We start from the raw sequence: 19,046 nt of genomic DNA on the forward strand, positions 1-19,046 counted from the left end.
GGACATTGCTGATTTTTCGATACTTAACCGCTGAAGTTTTCAAGTCTCAGGTTGCTGTTTTCTTGACCTTAATGACCATTTTTATCAGCCAAAAATTCGTCGTGATTCTAGGCGATGCATCTGAGGGCAGTATTCCTGCAAAATTAGTGCTTTCTATGGTGGCACTAAAGCTGCCGCAATTAGCCTCGTTGATTCTGCCGCTAAGTATCTTTTTAGGTATTATCCTCGCTTATAGCCGCGTGTATGCTGACAGCGAAATGACGGTTCTTAAAGCCTGTGGCGTCAGTGAATGGTATGTGGTGCGTATCACCTTAATCTCAAGCACCGCTTTGGCGATTTTAGCCGGTGCCATGACCTTGTATTTAGCCCCTTGGGCCAGTGAAAAGGAATACCAGTTAAAGGAGCGGGCGCAAGCCGATGCCGGCCTTTCTGCCTTGCGTGCCGGGCGGTTTCAGGAAACAGGGAATGAAAAAGCGGTGGTCTTTATTCATGATATGGACGATGGCGGACGCGTTTTAAATAAGGTGTTTGTGGCGCAGTTGCCTCGTGGTGAAGGCCAGCAACAGTCTCAGGTCGTGTATGCCGAGCAAGGGCAGGTTATCGAACGTGATAACGGCGAACAGCAGTTGATCCTGCGTCAGGGGCAGCGCTACGAAACCCAGGCTCGCGCACTGAACATGCAACATACCGAGTTTGATAGCTATCAGGTGCAGATCCGCGAGCAAGCCATTGAACACCAGCGTCGTAAGCTGGAAGCTGTGCCCACCGCCAAGTTGTTAGAGCAAGATAGCAATGAAGCTATCTCACAGTTTCAATGGCGCTTAGCCATTCCGCTGTCTATTCCGTTATTAACGCTTATCGCCGTGCCTTTGAGCGTGGTGAACCCGCGCCAAGGTAAATTTGCCAAACTAGTGCCGGCGATCAGCCTGTACCTAGGGTATTTTATTTTATTGAATGCCGCTAAGTTTGCCTTGGAAGATGGCAAAATTCCGCCCTCGATTGGCCTATGGTGGGTGCATCTTAGTGCGCTGTTTATTGGCGCATTCCTCATTATCAAAGGGCGGCCGCTTGGCGTGTGGCTGCGCTCCATCCTAACTAAGCGAGAGGCCGCAGTATGAAAACACTCGATTGGTATTTAGGGCGCAGCATTATGCAAACCACGGGGTTCGCCCTATTGGTTCTGGTGGGGATCAGTACCCTCATTAAGTTTATTGAGCAGCTTAAATCAGTGGGGCGTGGCAGCTACGACATTATGGATGCGCTGTTATATACCCTGTATACGGTGCCTGGCGATGTAGTGGTCTTTTTCCCTATGGCGGCGTTGATAGGCGGACTCACCGGGCTCGGGGCTTTGGCTTCAAACAGCGAGTTGGTCGTGATGCAGGCGGCGGGCATGTCACGCTTGCAGGTCATTGCCTCGGTGATGAAAACGGCGGTGGTATTAGCCTTGCTGATGATGGCCATGGCCGAGTGGGGCGTACCCAAGGCCGAGCAAACCGCCAAACAACTGCGTTCGCATGCTATATACGGCGGTGATGTATACAGCGCCAAGCAAGGCGTGTGGGCCAAAGATGGTGATGTTTTCGTCAACATTGAGGATGTTGACCAACAAGGGCAACTCAACGGCGTGCGTATGTATCACTTTGATAAAGACTTAGAGCTGGAAAAGATCACCTTTGCTGATCGAGCGCTTTATCGCGAAGGTGGCTGGATGCTGCGTAAAGTCAAAGAGTTACATGTTGATGCGGCGCAAATTAGAGAAAACTTCGCCGAAGAACAATTTTACGACTCACAGCTCACCGCTGAAAAATTGGGAGTGGTATCGGTGAAGCCTGAAACCTTGTCATTCAAAGGGCTGTGGTCTTACTTGCAGTATTTGCAGCACAACGACCAAGACACCACCGCTTACGAGTTGGCATTGTGGCGCAAGATTATGCAGCCCGTGTCTTTGGCAGTGATGCTGCTTGTTGCGCTGTCATTTATTTTTGGGCCGCTGCGCACCGTAACCATGGGGGCGCGTATCGTGATGGGGGTGGTCACAGGTATTGCTTTCCACCTGACCGACCGTATCTTCGGCCCTATTGTGACGGTGTATCAGATCCCCGCATTTGTGGGGGCGGTGCTACCGAGCATGTTGTTTATTATCTTCTCAAGCTATCTACTGAAGCGGCGCAATTAAACGCCGCTTGCTGTGCTTAATCTAGAGCTTGGTAAATTTTCTTGTTCTCTTCTTTGCTTAAGGTAACCACTTCACAGCCCGATAAGTAGTCCTGCAGGGCGCGTTTGTTCTTTATATCAACCAAGACCAGGATATTGCCTAAGCCAAGTAACGCGCACAGGCTACGCCATGCGCTTTGCCAAAAGCCTGGAAGGCTGCCATCGAGCCGGCGCACTTGCATACGCCATGCACGCATACCGATTGTTTGCCCACTCTTACTCCAGAAGTAGCCAAAAAAGCTTAGGCTTACTAAGACTAAAAGCACATCACGGAGCACATAGAGAAGGGTATTTTGTTGAATCAACGCTGCCACATCTTCCGCCTCACCTAAGCTTAACCAACCTAGCGAGATAGCGCCTTGTACAACAAGCAAGTACACCACCGTGGTCAGCATGGCAAATGCGATAACCACAAGGCCATCATAAATTAATGAGGCGATACGTCGGGCAAACCCAGTGCGTGCATAATCAGCAGACATGACAACATTTCCTAAGCGATAAAATCGGCGACAGTGTAGCAAACCCCCTGCACAAAGGCGACGCTCTTAGTGCTCGCTCGACAAGGTGGTCAGACCTGCTATAGTCAGTGACATAACTCCACTGCCGCACTGTGAGAAAAATAAATGAATAACAACAGCCTAGCAGATACACACTCGGTATTTAATCAACCCAAGCCATTAGCGAATTACAATGCCTTTAGCGCCGATGAGGTGTTGCAATACTGGTTAACGCGGTTCGGTGGCAGTTGGGGCGCGCCCATGCTTTGCAACTTTGGTGAAGGCATAGGTGGGCCACTATTAGAGGCCGGCTTCCTTGCTAATAAGCACCTTCCCGAATTTGTTAGTCATAGCCGTTTTGGTGAGCGCATTGATCAAGTCGATTATCACCCCGCTTATCATCAACTGATGCGCCATGCAGTGCAAAGTGGTCACTGTGCGCTACCTTGGTTGGAAAGCAAAAGCGGGGCGCATGTGGTGCGCGGGGCACTGGCTTTTTTACACAGCCACGCCGACCCAGGCTCGGGCTGCCCGTTAACCATGACTTTCGCCAGCGTTCCGGCAATCGCGGTACAAAAAGAGGTGGCCGATCGGTGGCTGCCCAAGATTTTGTCGCGTCACTATGATGAAAGCAATAAGCCTTGGTATGAAAAGCAAGGCGTGACCATAGGGATGGCAATGACCGAAAAACAAGGTGGCAGTGATGTGCGAGCAAACACCACCTATGCCACCCCTGTAGCTGCGATCGGGCCGGGGCAATTGTATGAAATAGTGGGTCATAAGTGGTTTTGCTCGGCGCCGATGTGCGATGGCTTTTTGGTGTTAGCCCAGGTAGAGCAACAGCTTTCATGCTTTTTAGTTCCCCGTTGGCGCGAGGATGGCAGCAAGAACCCAATGCATATCCAGCGCCTTAAAAATAAATTAGGGAATCAATCTAACGCCAGCTCCGAGGTGGAATTTCGCGGTGCTCATGGGTGGTTATTGGGTGAGCCCGGGCGCGGCATTGCTACTATCATTCAAATGGTGGCTTTAACGCGCTACGACTGCATGCTGGGTTCTTCGGCACTGATGGCGCAAGCAGCGAAAGAAGCGATTTGGCATACCCATGAACGCCAGGCCTTTGGCAAAGGTTTGCACCAGCAACCGCTTATGCGCAACGTATTAGCCGATTTAGCCATTGAGGCCGAGGCTGCTTTGGCTATCTCTATGCGTATCGCCAATGCATTAGATAACCAAGATGATCGCCACCATCGAGCGTTAGTACGCAGTGCCACTGCAATCGGCAAGTATTGGATTTGCAAGCGCGCCGTACAACACACCTATGAGGCCATGGAGTGTGTCGGTGGGGTGGGGTATGTAAACGACAATGTGCTCAGCCGTTTATATAAAGAGGCCCCGGTGAACGCCATTTGGGAGGGCTCGGGCAATGTGCAGTGTTTAGACTTATTGCGGGTGCTGAATAAAGAGCCGGATACGTTAAAGGCGTTACTGCGGGAATTAGAGCAGGCAAAGGGCCAGTATGCGCAGTTCGATGAACGGTTAGCGCAGTTGCAGGCCCAGCTTGGTGATAAAGGGGCGATTGAAATACATGCGCGGCAAATCATGGAGAGCTTGGCCCTACTGTGGCAGGGTGCAACCTTGCTTATTTGCGGCGACCCCTTAATTGCCGATGCCTTTGTGCGCTCGCGTTTAGCGCCACAAAGCCACCATCAATATGGCACACTCAATGAAAATATTGATATGCAGGCAATTATTAAACGCTTTATGCCTAAGTGCTGATATTGTTAAACATCCATGCTCATGCTTGGTTGTTTATTCAGCAGTTGACACATTAATAACATAAAACGCTTGCCGCGCTTTTCATTCTTTGTATAATGCACGGCATAGAGATGAGGGCAGATAAACAAAGCCTTTGCTCTGAAGTGGTTTTTCTTTATCTTCTCGTTGAGAAGGTCAAAGAAAAAAGATGCCAGTGTGATGGAATTGGTAGACATGACGGATTCAAAATCCGTTGCCTTCGGGCGTGGCGGTTCAAGTCCGCCCACTGGTACCACTTTTGATAACCCTAGCCGATTGGCTAGGGTTTTTTTATGCCTGAAATTTGATATCAACTTACCTAATGTAGCCGACCTTAAGCAATGAGCCGCAGCCCACTATGTGAGCTCTATTTTATACGCTTTTAAATAACGTTGTTCTTCATGTAGTTAAAGTGACAAGGGGCTTCAAGAATAATCGAGAAGCGCTTTGTTTAAACAGCCTCCTTATTGTAACCTTTGTGCGATCCGCGCCATTTTTTAAGGCACTATAAAATTCGGAAATGAGCGTAACGGAAGAGGACTCAGCTCGGGTACCGGTACTTTACAAATATCTTATCTACATTGCGATGAACTAGGAGAGCCTGATGAGGTTGGCATTATTAGCATGTATGGTTTTTCTTGGTGCATGTACTTCCCTAGAGGGAGATTTTGAAAAAGCGATTTCATTTGGAGTTGTCACCGAGGTAAACGATTATTCAAACCAAGTTGATAAATCATTGTATGTGCGCATGTACCAAGCCCCAGTTTATGAAGAGCAATGTTTTATCGAAACACATGGGGTGTGTAAGTATCAATATTATTTAAGTGTCGCGACCTTTGATGAGTACCCGCAGACAAATCTATTTATCTTGACTCACCAAGGAGAGGTAACAGATATTAACTGGTTAAGTAATGATGCAATAGATACCGCAACGCTGCAATTGACTATGTCGAATTACACCGCAGCAGCGCTGAAAAATAATCCATCTTTGCCTGTAAAAAAAGAGGTGCTTCGTGTCACATTGACACCGCATCAAATTGAAGAGCATAACTAAATCAGGTCGTGCTCTTCAGTCTGCAACTTCACTTTCTCCTTTATCCATCCAAGCCCTATCGCCGCAATGAGCACTGCTACACAGTGGTGCACTTAACTCAAATAGGGTGATTAAAGGTGGCAATTCATCCGAACTAAGTTACTCTATTAGCGGGACAAATAATAAAAAAGGAAGCAATAACAATGACTCGGGTGTTTAGTGCGGTGGTATTGGCGACGGTCATTCTCGGTGGCTGTACTAGCGTTCCACAACAGGCGATTACCGCCAATCAGCAAGTCTCGAAAGGCATCGCCGCGATTGGGGATAATGGTTTGGCCATGGTGGATGCGTGGGAGCACTCTGCTTATGCGATGCTTGATGAGCGCTGGCATAAGGTATATACCAAAGCGGAGCAAAGTTATCGTAGCAAACGACAGCTGGCTGATAATGATAATCTCAACTCACAGCAACGTGAAGATGTGGCTGGTTTGGCGGCCCTTATCCGCACGCAAGTACGAGGCAGCATTCACGATGAAGCCGATAGGATGCGTCGCACTATTCATGGCAATGTGCAAGCAACCCTTGAAGCGAATGAAAGCATCACCGAGTTACTTATTAGCGCTAATTCGGTATTGAGTTTGCAGCAAAGCGCCATAAGGGAGGTGGGTGATTTACTGCCGATCCCGCCAACAATTAGCACCTTTATCGATAAATCATTACAAAGCGCAGGCCTTTAATAACAGGATAGAATAATGAGCCTAAACGATTTAAGAGGCGAGTTCGCCGACGATATCACCCAGATTGCCGCTGATTTAAGCAATTCCTTACCCATGTCGAAGCCACAACTTCGTAGTGCCTTTAGTGATGATGAACTAAAAGAGCTGCATGAGATGATTGCGGCTGTGCATCAGGCGACTTCAGAGCATGATAAGCAGTTGGCATTAGCAGATAATGCTAAAAGTGTGTTGGCGTTGTTAAAAACCCTTGGTGTGGGGGTGTAGCACCCTATTAGAGCTCTCAGTGGCAAAGCTTGGGGCTACCAAGGCACTTTGCCAATGAGCATATCTTTAAACATGACCCAGTCGCCAATCAAGCTGTAAACTGGATGGCGAAAGGTAGCAGGGCGATTTTTCTCGAAAAAGAAATGACCCACCCATGCAAAGCCGTAACCGGCCACAGGCATCGCCCACAACCAAATGTAGCTGCCGCTGAACACAGCAAAGCCTAATATCGCCAGCACCACTAAACTGCCGATAAAATGTAAACGTCGGCACACAGGGTTTTCGTGCTCTTGTAAGTAATAAGGGTAAAACGCTTTAAAGCTATTAAAGTTCTTTTTATCAATTGCTTGGGGCATATTCTTCTCCAATGCGGCTATGACCTTAGCCTAGCTTTATTTTTGCATTAACGACAACAGTTCTTTCCTTAGTTGTTTTAGTTATATCTGATAACGACCCTAAATTGCCCTCGGGATGGCGTGATAGTGGGCAGATCCGTTACACTTAGTCTATTACAAGTCCGTTGTTCGTAAGTTGGTGGATATGCCCATGCGTCATGAAATCTGGCAGCAGCTCAGAGAAGAAGCAAATCAAGTTGTAACTAAAGAGCCATTATTGGCCTCGCACGTATACTCGTGTGTGCTTAATCATGAGTGCCTTGGCTCGGCGCTAAGCTTTATCGTGGCCAACAAACTCGCCGATGCGGTGGTGTCAGCGTTTACTATTCGTGAGCTATTTGACCAAGCGTTTGTGGACTGCGATACCATGCTTACTCATGTAGCAAACGATATTAAAGCCGTTCGCGATCGTGACCCAGCGGTGGATACTTATTTAACGGTGATCTTAAACCTTAAAGGCTTTCACGCCATTCAAGCGCACAGGTTGGCTCATTGCTTGTGGCGTCAAGGGCGCATCGAGCTGGCTCGATTTATACAAAGCCGTTGCTCAGAGGTGTTTGGTGTTGATATTCACCCCGCGTGCCGTGTTGGTCACGGCATCATGTTTGACCATGCGACAGGCATTGTTATTGGTGAGACAGCGGTGATTGAAGACAATGTGTCTATTTTGCAGTCGGTCACTTTAGGTGGTACAGGTAACGAGTCTGGCGATCGCCACCCTAAAATTCGTGCCGGGGTGCTGATTGGCGCCGGGGCGAAAGTTCTGGGCAATATTGAAGTGGGTGAGGGTGCGCGTATTGGTGCCGGCTCGGTAGTATTGAGCTCAGTGCCGCCGCATATGACCGCCGTTGGCGTTCCCGCTAAATTGGTGGGCAAACCGGACTGTCCTTGTCCAGCGGAAAGCATGAATCAAAACTTTTTAGATGACGAACAAGAGAATCAATCGCATACTAGTGCCATGTTGTAGTGGCACTAGAGTGAAAAGGGATGAATAAACAACTTGTTATAACTGCACTGGGGGCATTCTCGTTGGGCTTCGGAGGCGGTTATATGGTGTTCTTCGAGCCATCACCCGTGCCAGCAACGCAGCCCGCACCATCAAGTGATGCTCAACTTGTAACTCATCCCCCTCAGCTCGCGGCGCTGCCTGAATCACCTCAAACAGCATTAAAAAAACAGCAGCCGCCACCCGCTACCGATACGCTAGAGGTCGCCCCCGAACAACCCCAGGGTGCCGCTAACAGTGCCAGCGACATTGATACTTTACGCCGTGAATTAGCGGCCGCTAAGCAAACCATTGCTACCTACAAGCATATTCTGGATGCACCCAGTGACATGGAGGCCGAACTTAAAGAGCGATTTACCCATCAAGAGCGAGACGAAGCTTGGGCCTATGAAGTTGAGACCAAAGTGAGTGACTTTGTTTACAGCCAAGGGTTGGCGTACAAGATTAAACTCGATACCGCCCAATGTAAGCAAACGGTGTGTCGCCTGCAGTTCTCAGCCCAAGAAGACGTTGAACTCGACCCGCGTGACGATTGGCACAATATTCAAAATACTCTTATGGAACAGCCGTGGTGGCAGCAGTTTCACCGCACCAATTCGCGCAGCTCTGAAGCGGGTCTTAATCTTTGGGTTGAACGCCTACCACCGTCGTCGTAACCTCACCATCGGCCACGCGCGTATGCAGTGTTTGGCCCGGTTGTACTTGCTGTACTGACTTAATAATTCCCGAGTCGGCGCGCGTAATGCTGTAGCCGCGCCCAAGTACGGCCAAAGGGCTGATGCTATCAAGGCGAGTAGCGAGGTGGCTCAGTTCGCTTTGGGCGCGATAGAGTTGTTCTTTTTGGCTTGCCACTAGACGGCTCGACAGTTGCTGCAATTGATATTTGGCGCTGGCTACCCGTTGTGCTGGGTTGGCGCGTTGCAAACGCATACTAAGCTCGCCAAGGTGCTGTTGCTGGTGGTTAAAACGCTGCTCCATGGCGCGGTGTAGACGCATTTGCAACTCATCTAAACGCTGCTGCTGTTGCATCAACTGATTAGCTGGATGCTGGTGTGATAAACGGCTTTGTAGTTGCTGCAATTGCTGTTGATAGGCCGCTAAGCGGTGTCGCCATGCGCTGTGTAGCTGCTGCTTTTTATGCGCTAAAAACTGCTTAATTTGTTCGCTATCGGGACTCACTAACTCGGCCGCCGCCGAGGGGGTCGCCGCACGTATATCAGCAACAAAGTCGCTGATAGTGGTATCTATTTCATGACCCACGGCACTGATCACAGGTAATTCACTGGCAAAAATAGCGCGAGCCAATTGCTCGTGATTAAAGCACCACAAGTCTTCTAAGCTGCCGCCACCGCGCCCCACAATTAATACATCAACCTCTTTGCGGGCATTGGCTAGAGCAATTTTATCGATGATCCCTTGATGGGCACTATCACCTTGCACTTGGCAAGGGTAAATAACCACTTCAAGCTGCGGTGCGCGGCGCTTTAATACGGTTAAAATATCCTTTATAGCGGCCCCAGTGCTGGACGTGACAACACCTACTTTATTGATGCTGCTAGGCAACGGCTTTTTGTAACTAGAGTTAAAGAGTCCTTCACTAGCCAAACGCATTTTTAAGGCTTCGAACTGTTGTTTAAGCAGCCCCTCGCCAGCGGCTTCCATGCGCTCGACGATGACTTGGTAGTCACCGCGCGGTTCATACAATGAGACTCGTGCATGTACTTGCACTTGGTCGCCGTTCTTTGGGCGAATTTGTGCATAGCGGTTGTTGCCGCGCCACATCGCTGCGCGTACTTGGGATTTATCGTCTTTTAAGGAGAAGTACCAATGTCCAGAAGCGGGGGCAACAAAGTTAGAAATTTCACCATTGAGTACTATACTGGCAAAGCCACGTTCTAACACGGTTCGGATTTCGCGGTTTAGGCGCGATACGGTGTATACGGCAGCTGGCGTATTAGCGTGGGGTTGTGAATACATAGAACGACCCAAGAGAGCGAAAAAGTTGTCGCCACTTTATCATAAATAAACGGCGAATTTTATTTACTCGCCCTATTATCGCTGATAAAATGCCGCCGCAACTCCATCCAATCACCAATTCGTGAGAAGTTGCCAATGCTTAGGATCGCTAAAGAAGCTCTTACCTTTGACGACGTACTTTTAGTACCTGGTCATTCTACTGTTCTACCGCACACAGCGGACCTTACCACTCGCCTTACTCGCGGCATTAAGCTGAACCTCCCGCTTGTTTCTGCATCTATGGATACAGTGACTGAAGCGCGTTTAGCCATTGCTCTAGCGCAAGAAGGTGGACTGGGCTTTATTCACAAAAACATGACCATCGCCGAACAGGCGGCCAATGTACGTAAAGTAAAAACGTACGAGGCAGGGGTCGTGTCACAACCTGTGACCGTACCAGCGGACCTGACTATCGCTGATGCACAAGCACTTGCGATTGAGAAAGGCTTCTCTGGTTTCCCGGTGACCGACAAAGACAATAACCTTCAGGGTATTGTTACCAGCCGTGATATGCGTTTTGAAACTCAGCTGAGCAAGCCTGTTTCTAGCGTGATGACCAAAAAAGAAGACCTTGTTACGGTAAGCGAAAATGCTGATCGTGACCAGATCCTCGGGCTGATGCACGAGCACCGCATTGAGAAAATCCTAGTTGTTGATGACGCTTTTAAACTGAAAGGCATGATCACAGTGAAGGATTACCAAAAAGCCATGGACAAACCAAACGCCTGTAAAGATGAGCAAGGTCGCTTACGCGTCGGTGCTGCAGTGGGTGTTGGTGCTGGTACTGACGAGCGCATCGCTGCATTGGTTGAAGCCGGTGTTGATGTGCTACTCATCGATACCTCACATGGCCACTCGCAAGGGGTTATTGACCGCGTCAAAGAAACGCGTGCAGCTTACCCAGATTTACAAATCGTTGCTGGTAACGTAGCAACAGCTGAAGGCGCTATTGCCCTTGCTGATGCTGGCGTGGATGCCGTGAAAGTGGGCATCGGCCCAGGCTCTATCTGTACTACGCGTATCGTGACTGGTTGTGGTGTACCCCAAATTACCGCTATTTCAGATGCTGTTGAGGGCCTTAAAGGACGTGATATTCCTGTTATTGCCGATGGGGGGATTCGCTTCTCAGGCGATATTGCTAAAGCACTGGTTGCCGGTGCATCGTGCGTCATGGTGGGGTCAATGCTTGCGGGGACTGAAGAGTCGCCAGGCGAGGTTGAGCTGTATCAAGGACGCTACTATAAATCTTACCGTGGCATGGGCTCATTAGGTGCGATGGACCAAAAAGAAGGGTCGTCAGATCGCTATTTCCAAACTTCGAAAGAAGCCGAGAAACTGGTACCAGAAGGCATCGAAGGCCGCGTCGCTTACAAAGGCCCGATTGGCAATATTATCCACCAACAAATGGGTGGTCTGCGCAGCTCCATGGGCCTAACTGGCTCGGCCTCCATTGAAGAGATGAACACTAAGCCACAGTTTGTACGCGTTACCTCGGCCGGTATGGGCGAGTCGCACGTACACGATGTGCAAATTACTAAAGAAGCGCCCAACTACCGCCTAGGCTAGGCGCGAAAACGGTGCAATCAGGGCTAGCAACTGCTAGCCCTGCTTAATTTCGGTTAGCGTAAAGGACCTGGTTGCACTGGGTCCGCCATCATTTAATTTAGATGAGACAGCAATGAGCAAAGACATCCATGATTCCCGTATATTGATCCTCGACTTTGGTTCGCAGTACACCCAGCTGATCGCCCGCCGCGTGCGTGAAATAGGCGTTTACTGTGAATTATGGGCGTGGGATGTAACGGAAGAGCAAATTCGTGAATTTAACCCGCAAGGCATCATTTTATCTGGTGGCCCTGAATCTACAGTCGAAGAGGGCAGCCCGCGTGCACCTGACTACGTATTTGAAGCGGGTGTTCCGGTTCTGGGTGTGTGTTATGGCATGCAAACCATGGCGGCGCAGCTTGGCGGTAAAGTACACGGCTCTGATAAGAAAGAGTTTGGCTATGCGCAAGTGGAAAAAGTAGGTAATTGTGCCTTGTTTGAAGCCATTGAAGATCACCTTGGCGACAACGGCAACGGTCTGCTTGATGTATGGATGAGCCACGGCGATAAAGTAGAAGAAATTCCCCCTCAGTTTGCTACCACAGCGAGAACAGACACCTGTCCCCATGCAGCGATGTCATGGGAAGAAAAACGTTTTTATGGCGTGCAGTTCCACCCAGAAGTGACTCATACACTTCAAGGTCTGCGTCTGTTAGAGCGCTTTGTGGTTGATATCTGTGGCTGTGAAAAGCTTTGGACACCCGCGCAAATCATCGAAGATGCTGTTGAGCGTATTCGTGAAAAAGTCGGTGACGAAGAAGTGATCTTAGGCCTATCCGGTGGGGTAGACTCGTCTGTCGTGGCGATGCTTATTCATAAAGCCATTGGCGATAAACTAACTTGTGTGTTTGTTGACAACGGCCTGTTACGCTTGAACGAAGGCGAGCAGGTGATGGATATGTTCGGCGACCACTTTGGCCTCAATATCATCAAAATAGATGCCGAAGAGCGCTTTTTGAAAGCCTTAGAAGGGATTGATGAGCCAGAAGCTAAACGTAAAGCCATTGGTTACACCTTTGTTGATGTATTCAATGAAGAAGCGGGCAAACGTGTGAATGCGCAGTGGTTGGCGCAAGGAACTATCTACCCAGATGTAATTGAATCAGCCGCCTCGGCGACCGGTAAAGCCCATGTCATCAAGTCACACCACAATGTTGGTGGTTTGCCAGAAGACATGAAGCTGGGCCTTGTTGAGCCGCTGCGTGAATTGTTCAAAGACGAAGTACGCAAGATAGGCCTTGAGCTGGGTCTTCCTTATGACATGTTGTATCGCCACCCATTCCCAGGCCCAGGCCTAGGTGTACGGGTACTGGGTGAAATTAAGAAAGAGTATTGCGACTTGCTCCGTCGCGCTGATGCTATTTTCATCGAAGAGCTGCACAAAGCGGAGCTTTATCACAAAGTAAGCCAAGCCTTCACGGTGTTCTTGCCAGTGCGCTCGGTCGGGGTGATGGGTGATGCGCGTAAATATGACTGGGTGGTGAGCCTACGTTGTGTTGAAACCATCGACTTTATGACCGCGCGTTGGTCACACTTACCCTATGAATTCCTTGGTAAGGTGTCTAACCGTATTATTAACGAAATCGATGGTATTTCTCGCGTGGTGTATGACATCTCAGGTAAGCCGCCAGCGACTATCGAGTGGGAATAGTTATTTAGGCCTCACGGCAAAATAACAGCGATATTAAAGCGGCATGCAAGCAATTGCATGCCGTTTGTTTATTTTAAAAGCAGTTAAACCGGGTGAGCGTGATTTTTTCTTTACCTTTTTAAAAACCTCATTATAATGCGTCGACATTGCAGGGGCGTAGTTCCAATTGGTAGAACAGCGGTCTCCAAAACCGACGGTTGGGAGTTCGAATCTCTCCGCCCCTGCCACTTCTTTCTTTTCTAGCTTTGCGCTACACTGGCTCTCGCCAAAACGACTTAATCATTACTATGCATCCAGATATTGCCGATATACTTGCGATTCAACCTGTGCGTTTACGCAGCAGCGACGAAACAGCGCCCGTTGCACATGTCAATTCGGCCAATGCAGAGCCACTAAACAACACAGTGGCACAAGATATTTTACGTTGCTTGCCACCAGGCGCTGCTGTTTATATTAGTGATGTACCAAGCCCACAAGTGCAGGGGCTGAGCGTCTACTTGCCCGCAGCAACGCTGGCGGTCACTCAAAAGCAGGCGTTGTGGCAGCAGTTATCGAATGTGATTGACGAGTACAGCCATGCAAGTGAGTGAGCTGTCGTTGGATCATATCCAGGCGGTATGCGTTATTGAAAATGCCTGTCACAGCCACCCGTGGAGCGAAAAGCTGATACGCTCATGCCTAGGTGGGCGTTATTTCAACGCCGGGCTCTATGATGAGGCTGAGCTGGTGGGCTTTTATATAGCCGAGCAAGCGGGCCCAGATTGCACGCTAATGGACATTTGTATTGTTCCAAATAAGCAAGGGCAGGGGCTCAGTAAAGCGCTAATGAACCACCTTATAAACCAAGCAACAGCGCGCCAATGCGAGGCCATCTTTTTAGAAGTGCGGGCGAGTAATGATGCTGCCACCGGCCTTTATCAGCGCAGTGGCTTTGTAATTAATGGTCGACGCAAAGGGTATTACCCAGACGGCGAAGATGCACTGTTAATGATGCGCGAGCTAGATGTAGCGCAGTCTTAAGCGCCCCCCCTTCAAGCATATATCTCTTGTTATCTTAAGCTACCGGCTTTGAATTTAAGCTAGTGCAACCAGATAATTTGTTACAACTTAGATAAGGTGTCGATCTCAACACCTTGATAGTATTAGCTAAAAATGACACTTACCGAACACGATGAGAACGACGTGTCGCTATTGTAGCTGCTGCGCAGGGCGCCTATTTTTTAGCAACGCATTGTCTTCGCTTGTTAGGTTAAGTGATGATGTTATCTGGCTAAAGAAGAATAATAAATGAGAACAACTTTACTATGCTCTATGATGGCGTGTGTGTTAGTGAGCGCGCCGGTGGCGGCCAACTCGCGTGCCGATGTAATGACCAACAATGCCTTTATAAACGCTCCCTCCGATGCGTTTCCCAAAGACGCAAAAAGTTACTGGCGGCAGCGTCAGCAGGCTGTGCAGTATACTCGCCAAGAGCAGTGGCAGTTGGCTTTACCCTTGTTAGAGACACTTACAAAAGCATACCGTGATGATGGTGATACATGGTTTCTACTGGGGCATGGCTATATGCTAGATAAACAGTATGAGAAAGCGATACCCGCTTTGGAGCGAGCAATTGCACTAGGGACTATTATCTCAGGAGTGCCCTCCACCTCGTCACCGGCCAACGATATGATGGTTAAAATAGCGCGTTGTTACAGCGCTTTGGGTGAAAGCCAAGCCGCGCTTCAGTGGTTAGAACGAGCACTGGCTTATCGCTGGGATGACCGCAAAAGCTTGCTAACTAGCAGGCACTTTACTGCGTTGGCTACGAACACACAGTTTAAAGCCATTGCCGGGGCCGCGTTAGCTGATAATCTCAGTCGCGACCAACAATGGCTTAAGGATCTCGATTTTTTAGTGGCTGAGATTGAGCGCTTGCACGTCAATGCCTTTCACCACATCAGTCAACAAGCCTTTACCGCGAAAGTACAACAAATAGCTGAGGCGATCCCGAGTCTGAGCGACCAACAAATCGTGTTCCAGTTTATGTCATTGTTGGGCAGCCTCGGCAATGGTCACAATTTTATTGTGCCGACGCACTCATTGAAAGGGGCATTTACGCAACTGCCAGTACAATTTTATCGTTTTAATGATGGTTATTTTATTGTTTCCGCCAGTGCTAAATATCGCCATTTGGTAGGGCAAAAAGTGTTGCGTATCGGCAATACACCGATTGCACAAGTGGTGGACAAGGTAGCCATGGTTAATGCCCGTGATAATGAGATGCAACAATTATGGCTTGCGCCATTTTACCTCTCTTTACCTCAGGTCTTACAGGGAGTGGGGGTGACAAAAGAGACAGAGAAAACCGCGCTGACGGTCTCCGACTCGCAGGGGGTGACAACGCACATTACCTTGCCCGCAGAGTCTTTCAACTTCACCGGGTTTCCGAAGTTACCAAAGCTAGAAGAGCAACATAATCCACTTTATCTGAGTCAGCAGCATCAACCTTACTGGCTCAAAATAAGCCCAGAACAAAACTTAGCTTACGTACAATTTAATCGAGTTGGGCAAAAAAAGTCGGAATCACTTGCTGCTTTTAGTAAGCGCATTTCACGCATAGCTAACGAGCGCCAAGTGCAGAACTTAGTGCTCGATTTGCGTCATAATAGCGGCGGAAATGGCTCGATTATTCCACCGTTAACCAGAGCGTTGCTGCACTTTGCACAAGAGCGTGAACAACATAAGCTGTTTGTAATTGTTGGCCGTAATACCTTTTCCGCAGCACACTTGTTACTGGCTGATTTAAATCGCTTAAGTGATGCCATTATTGTCGGCGAACCCAGTGGCAGTCGACCTAATCATCTTGGTGAGAGTGGCTGGTTTAAGTTGCCTTACAGTGGCGTTTGGGGCTTGATTTCATCGCAGTTCCATCAAGCGTCAAAGGCCGAGGACCACCGTATTTGGATTGCTCCTCATGTGCCGGTGACACTGTCATCAAAGCAGTACTTCAATGCTCATGACCCGGCCATGGCAGCCATTCATGGAATTATTGGCGCGCATAAACACGCGCAGTGATTAGCTCGGCTCGACATCTTGCTCGAGCACATAGCGAATGGCGTGTTCGAGCTTAAGTACGCTGTAGTCATGGCTGTCATGGTGGCCTTGACGTAAGACCTGCTCGAGCTCGCCCGCTGCTTCGGCAATGGCAAAGAAACCAAAACAGCTGGCGCTGCCTTTGATGCTGTGAGCCAGTGACTGCAATTGTTCCCAATCCCCGTCATGGTGGTGGCCAAGCACCTCATCAAGGTACTCGGGTAGCTTTTCCTTATAATTGGCATTAATTTGCAAAAAACGCTCGCTTTGCAAAATATCGTCCCACTGTGAGGCTGCTTCTTGTTGAATGCTCAAGTAGGTGGCTAACGTATGCTCAAGCTCCTGTTTATCAATAGGCTTCCCTAAAGTCTTATCACAGCCAGCACCGAGGTAGCGCTCAATATCATGTTTCATCACGTTGGCAGTTAAGGCGATAATAGGGCCATCATAAGCGGCATGGCGGAGCATTTTGGTGGCCTCTTCTCCGCCCATAACGGGCATTTGCATATCCATAAGAATTAACTGGTAGTCTTTGACCAAGGCCTTTTCCACCGCCTCTGCGCCGTTGTTAGCAAAGTCAGGCTCAATCCCCCAGCGTTCAAGTAGCAGTGATATTAACGCCTGGTTATCTTTGTTGTCTTCCGCCACAAGAATATCGCCATCAAAGCGCTGCTCGCTCAGGGCCGGACGTTCGCTGTAAACTGGCTGCATTTGTGCGTGGTCGTAGTAATAATCCTGTTCGGTATATTGTTGATAGCAAGCAACATGAATAGTGAATTGACTGCCGACCCCTTGTTGGCTTTGTGCCCAAATATCACCGCCGAGTAGCTGCGCCAAGTTTTTAGCAATACAGAGGCCAAGGCCGCTGCCGCCAAAACGTCGTGTAGTGGTGGCATCGGCTTGTTCAAAGGGCTTAAATATACGGTCCAGTTCTTTATCTGAAATACCAATACCCGTGTCGGTAACAACAAACTCCAGCATGCCACTTTGATAGCGAATGCTCATATGCACGCCACCTTGGGTGGTGAACTTCACCGCATTAGTGAGAATGTTTAAAAGGATTTGCTTTAATCGCGTTTGATCGCTGCTTAAATATTTGGGCAGCGGGAAGTGATAGTCAATATCGAATTGCAGTTGTTTTTGCTGCGCTTGAGGCTCGACGATGGACTCAAGATCATGGAGTAATTCGTATAGCGACACCGGTTCATGATTCATATCCAATTTCTCAGCTTCGATTTTCGATAAGTCGAGAATGTTATTAATCAGTTCCAGCAGGTGGCGTGAATTGCGCAGTACCGTAGCGAGCTGGGTGTGCACTTTTTCTTCTTTTATCTTATTGTTATCAAGTAGTTGCTCGGTGAAACCCATAATTGCCGTCAGCGGAGTGCGGATCTCATGACTCATATTGGCTAGGAAGCGACTTTTAAGTTGGTTGGCTTGCTCGGCTTGTTCTATGGCGAGCTCTAACGCCTTATTGGTTTTTTCCAGCTCCAAGGTGCGCGCTTCTACCTTTTGTTCCAAGGTGTTTTTGTATTCTTCGAGCTCTCCCTGGGTGTGGTAAATTTTATTAACCATGTGATTGAAATCACTAAAGAGTTGGCCTACCTCGTCCTTGCGATCATCGGGTAGGCGTACGGCAAGGTCATTCTCGCCAACGCGGTGACTGGCCGCCCCCAACTGTTCGATAGGGTTTAACAGCAAGTTACGTACAACAATAAAAATGAGTATTGGCAGAGTGATAACAGAGATCATCACAATTAAGGCGGTGATCAAGCTAATGACTTTGCCAGACTCGTACAGTAATTCTTTCGGAATACTGGTAATGAAATAGTGGCCTCCGGCCATTTGCACCGCATACACCAAGCGTTGTGTGTGATCAATACTGTGTAAGGCGAGCTCGTTGAGGCGACCATTATCGGCCCATAAGCTAATTTTACGCATCTCTTCGCTGGCGATACTCTGGCCTCGCAGGGCGTGGTTAGAGCTAAATAGAATTTTCCCTTGCTCAGTGAGCATCAAGTTGAGGGTATTGTTGTACGGAGACTCTAAAATCGCTGTATTAAGTACTGTTGGCTGCACGCGCATGATTACGTAGCCCAATAAAATAGGGCGCTCTAAGTGGTAATCTGGGGTAAATACCTTTTGCACGAAGTACAGTGTGGTTTCGCCGCGTTCATTTTGCACCATAAATTGCTGGCGGCGCAGGGAACTGGCGCTGAGTTTCTCAAAAAATGGGTATGCCTGCGGTGCGGACTCTAATTTCGTTGAAAAGTAAGCGTAACTTTTTTGCTGTGGCGACACTAAGTTAATACTGAGTATATCTGGGTAAGCTTGGGTGTAGCTGCCAAACACATCCATTAGCGCCGCTAAACGTTCGGTGTAGCGGTCGCTGCTCTGATGTATTTCCGGCACGAAGTCTTGCAGTACTGGTGAACTTGTTAACAGCTCGGTGGTTGAGTGATAGACATTGAGGGAGTGAAACACCTTATTTTGCTGCTGTTCGACAAAGCGGCTTACAATGAGCTGTGTTTGCTGTTGTGAGCTTGAAGTTACGTTGGTCAAGGTAAAGCCACCTAAAAACAGCAAGGGCAAAATCACCACCGGAGTGATATACCATAGTAATCGTATACTTAACTTACTGGTTTTCATGGTATGGGTGCGGCTCCTTGCAACGTAAAAAACAGCTTACTAACTCAAACGAACGAAAAATTATACAAAATTGCTTAGCAATAATACACATGGCAATGCGTAGA

Annotated in this window: 18 protein-coding genes and 2 tRNA genes; 15 read left to right on the forward strand and 5 right to left on the reverse strand. The window is 48.7% G+C overall.

Going from position 1 to position 19,046, the window contains the following annotated elements:
* The first annotated feature begins 5 nt into the window (after window positions 1–5).
* The gene (lptF, locus tag MHM89_RS09640; RefSeq protein ID WP_022946286.1) at window positions 6–1,118 is read left to right on the forward strand and encodes an LPS export ABC transporter permease LptF; all 1,113 of its coding nucleotides are present in this window, start codon (window positions 6–8) and stop codon (window positions 1,116–1,118) included.
* Window positions 1,115–2,179: an LPS export ABC transporter permease LptG gene (lptG, locus tag MHM89_RS09645; protein ID WP_239408676.1), complete on the forward strand. Its 1,065-nt coding sequence runs from the start codon at window positions 1,115–1,117 to the stop codon at window positions 2,177–2,179. The genes lptF and lptG overlap by 4 nt, the downstream gene beginning before the upstream one ends.
* A 16-nt stretch (window positions 2,180–2,195) precedes the next feature.
* Here the strand turns inward: lptG and MHM89_RS09650 are convergent, their stop codons facing one another.
* Complete coding sequence (locus MHM89_RS09650; RefSeq protein ID WP_239408677.1) at window positions 2,196–2,696, reverse strand: RDD family protein; 501 nt, start codon at window positions 2,694–2,696, stop codon at window positions 2,196–2,198.
* A 144-nt stretch (window positions 2,697–2,840) separates the two neighbouring features.
* Here MHM89_RS09650 and MHM89_RS09655 point away from each other — a divergent pair, with 144 nt between their 5' ends.
* The gene (locus MHM89_RS09655; RefSeq protein WP_239408678.1) at window positions 2,841–4,493 is read left to right on the forward strand and encodes an acyl-CoA dehydrogenase family protein; all 1,653 of its coding nucleotides are present in this window, start codon (window positions 2,841–2,843) and stop codon (window positions 4,491–4,493) included.
* A 5-nt stretch (window positions 4,494–4,498) separates the two neighbouring features.
* Here MHM89_RS09655 and MHM89_RS09660 read toward each other — a convergent pair whose 3' ends face one another.
* Window positions 4,499–4,708, reverse strand: a complete 210-nt coding sequence (locus MHM89_RS09660) for a hypothetical protein (RefSeq protein ID WP_138588425.1) — start codon at window positions 4,706–4,708, stop codon at window positions 4,499–4,501.
* Here MHM89_RS09660 and MHM89_RS09665 point away from each other — a divergent pair.
* From MHM89_RS09665 to MHM89_RS09680, 4 genes are all read left to right on the forward strand, one after another.
* Window positions 4,683–4,767 (forward strand) — tRNA-Leu (locus tag MHM89_RS09665). The two genes, MHM89_RS09660 and MHM89_RS09665, sit on opposite strands and share 26 nt — an antisense overlap.
* A gap of 348 nt (window positions 4,768–5,115) precedes the next feature.
* Complete coding sequence (locus tag MHM89_RS09670) at window positions 5,116–5,565, forward strand: hypothetical protein (protein ID WP_239408679.1); 450 nt, start codon at window positions 5,116–5,118, stop codon at window positions 5,563–5,565.
* Window positions 5,566–5,747: 182 nt separating this feature from the next.
* Window positions 5,748–6,281, forward strand: a complete 534-nt coding sequence (locus MHM89_RS09675) for a hypothetical protein (RefSeq protein ID WP_239408680.1) — start codon at window positions 5,748–5,750, stop codon at window positions 6,279–6,281.
* A 15-nt stretch (window positions 6,282–6,296) separates the two neighbouring features.
* Complete coding sequence (locus MHM89_RS09680) at window positions 6,297–6,545, forward strand: hypothetical protein (RefSeq protein ID WP_022946281.1); 249 nt, start codon at window positions 6,297–6,299, stop codon at window positions 6,543–6,545.
* Window positions 6,546–6,580: 35 nt separating this feature from the next.
* Here the strand turns inward: MHM89_RS09680 and MHM89_RS09685 are convergent, their stop codons facing one another.
* The gene (locus MHM89_RS09685; RefSeq protein WP_022946280.1) at window positions 6,581–6,901 is read right to left on the reverse strand and encodes an Mpo1-like protein; all 321 of its coding nucleotides are present in this window, start codon (window positions 6,899–6,901) and stop codon (window positions 6,581–6,583) included.
* Window positions 6,902–7,091: 190 nt separating this feature from the next.
* Here MHM89_RS09685 and cysE point away from each other — a divergent pair, with 190 nt between their 5' ends.
* The gene (cysE, locus tag MHM89_RS09690; RefSeq protein WP_045979543.1) at window positions 7,092–7,907 is read left to right on the forward strand and encodes a serine O-acetyltransferase; all 816 of its coding nucleotides are present in this window, start codon (window positions 7,092–7,094) and stop codon (window positions 7,905–7,907) included.
* A gap of 20 nt (window positions 7,908–7,927) precedes the next feature.
* Window positions 7,928–8,602, forward strand: a complete 675-nt coding sequence (locus tag MHM89_RS09695) for a hypothetical protein (protein WP_239408681.1) — start codon at window positions 7,928–7,930, stop codon at window positions 8,600–8,602.
* Here the strand turns inward: MHM89_RS09695 and xseA are convergent.
* Complete coding sequence (gene xseA / locus MHM89_RS09700) at window positions 8,565–9,923, reverse strand: exodeoxyribonuclease VII large subunit (protein WP_045979541.1); 1,359 nt, start codon at window positions 9,921–9,923, stop codon at window positions 8,565–8,567. The two genes, MHM89_RS09695 and xseA, sit on opposite strands and share 38 nt — an antisense overlap.
* 135 nt (window positions 9,924–10,058) lie before the next feature.
* Between xseA and guaB the strand changes: the two genes are divergently transcribed.
* From guaB to MHM89_RS09730, 6 genes are all read left to right on the forward strand, one after another.
* The gene (guaB, locus tag MHM89_RS09705) at window positions 10,059–11,528 is read left to right on the forward strand and encodes an IMP dehydrogenase (RefSeq protein WP_022944336.1); all 1,470 of its coding nucleotides are present in this window, start codon (window positions 10,059–10,061) and stop codon (window positions 11,526–11,528) included.
* 112 nt (window positions 11,529–11,640) lie between these two features.
* A complete protein-coding gene (guaA, locus tag MHM89_RS09710; RefSeq protein ID WP_022944337.1) occupies window positions 11,641–13,218 on the forward strand; it encodes a glutamine-hydrolyzing GMP synthase in 1,578 nt (525 codons plus the stop codon).
* Window positions 13,219–13,368: 150 nt separating this feature from the next.
* Window positions 13,369–13,445 (forward strand) — tRNA-Trp (locus MHM89_RS09715).
* 60 nt (window positions 13,446–13,505) lie between these two features.
* On the forward strand, window positions 13,506–13,808 hold the full coding sequence (locus MHM89_RS09720) for a hypothetical protein (protein ID WP_239408682.1): 303 nt from the start codon (window positions 13,506–13,508) through the stop codon (window positions 13,806–13,808).
* Complete coding sequence (gene rimI, locus MHM89_RS09725) at window positions 13,795–14,238, forward strand: ribosomal protein S18-alanine N-acetyltransferase (RefSeq protein ID WP_138509930.1); 444 nt, start codon at window positions 13,795–13,797, stop codon at window positions 14,236–14,238. Before MHM89_RS09720 ends, rimI begins: the two co-directional genes overlap by 14 nt.
* Before the next feature lie 267 nt (window positions 14,239–14,505).
* Complete coding sequence (locus MHM89_RS09730; protein ID WP_239408683.1) at window positions 14,506–16,275, forward strand: S41 family peptidase; 1,770 nt, start codon at window positions 14,506–14,508, stop codon at window positions 16,273–16,275.
* On the opposite strand, the gene MHM89_RS09735 is transcribed toward MHM89_RS09730, so the two are convergent.
* Window positions 16,276–18,942, reverse strand: a complete 2,667-nt coding sequence (locus MHM89_RS09735; protein ID WP_239408684.1) for an ATP-binding protein — start codon at window positions 18,940–18,942, stop codon at window positions 16,276–16,278.
* Window positions 18,943–19,046: the final 104 nt, after the last annotated feature.

Source organism: Pseudoalteromonas sp. CNC9-20 (assembly GCF_022347875.1).
GTDB lineage: Bacteria > Pseudomonadota > Gammaproteobacteria > Enterobacterales > Alteromonadaceae > Pseudoalteromonas > Pseudoalteromonas ruthenica.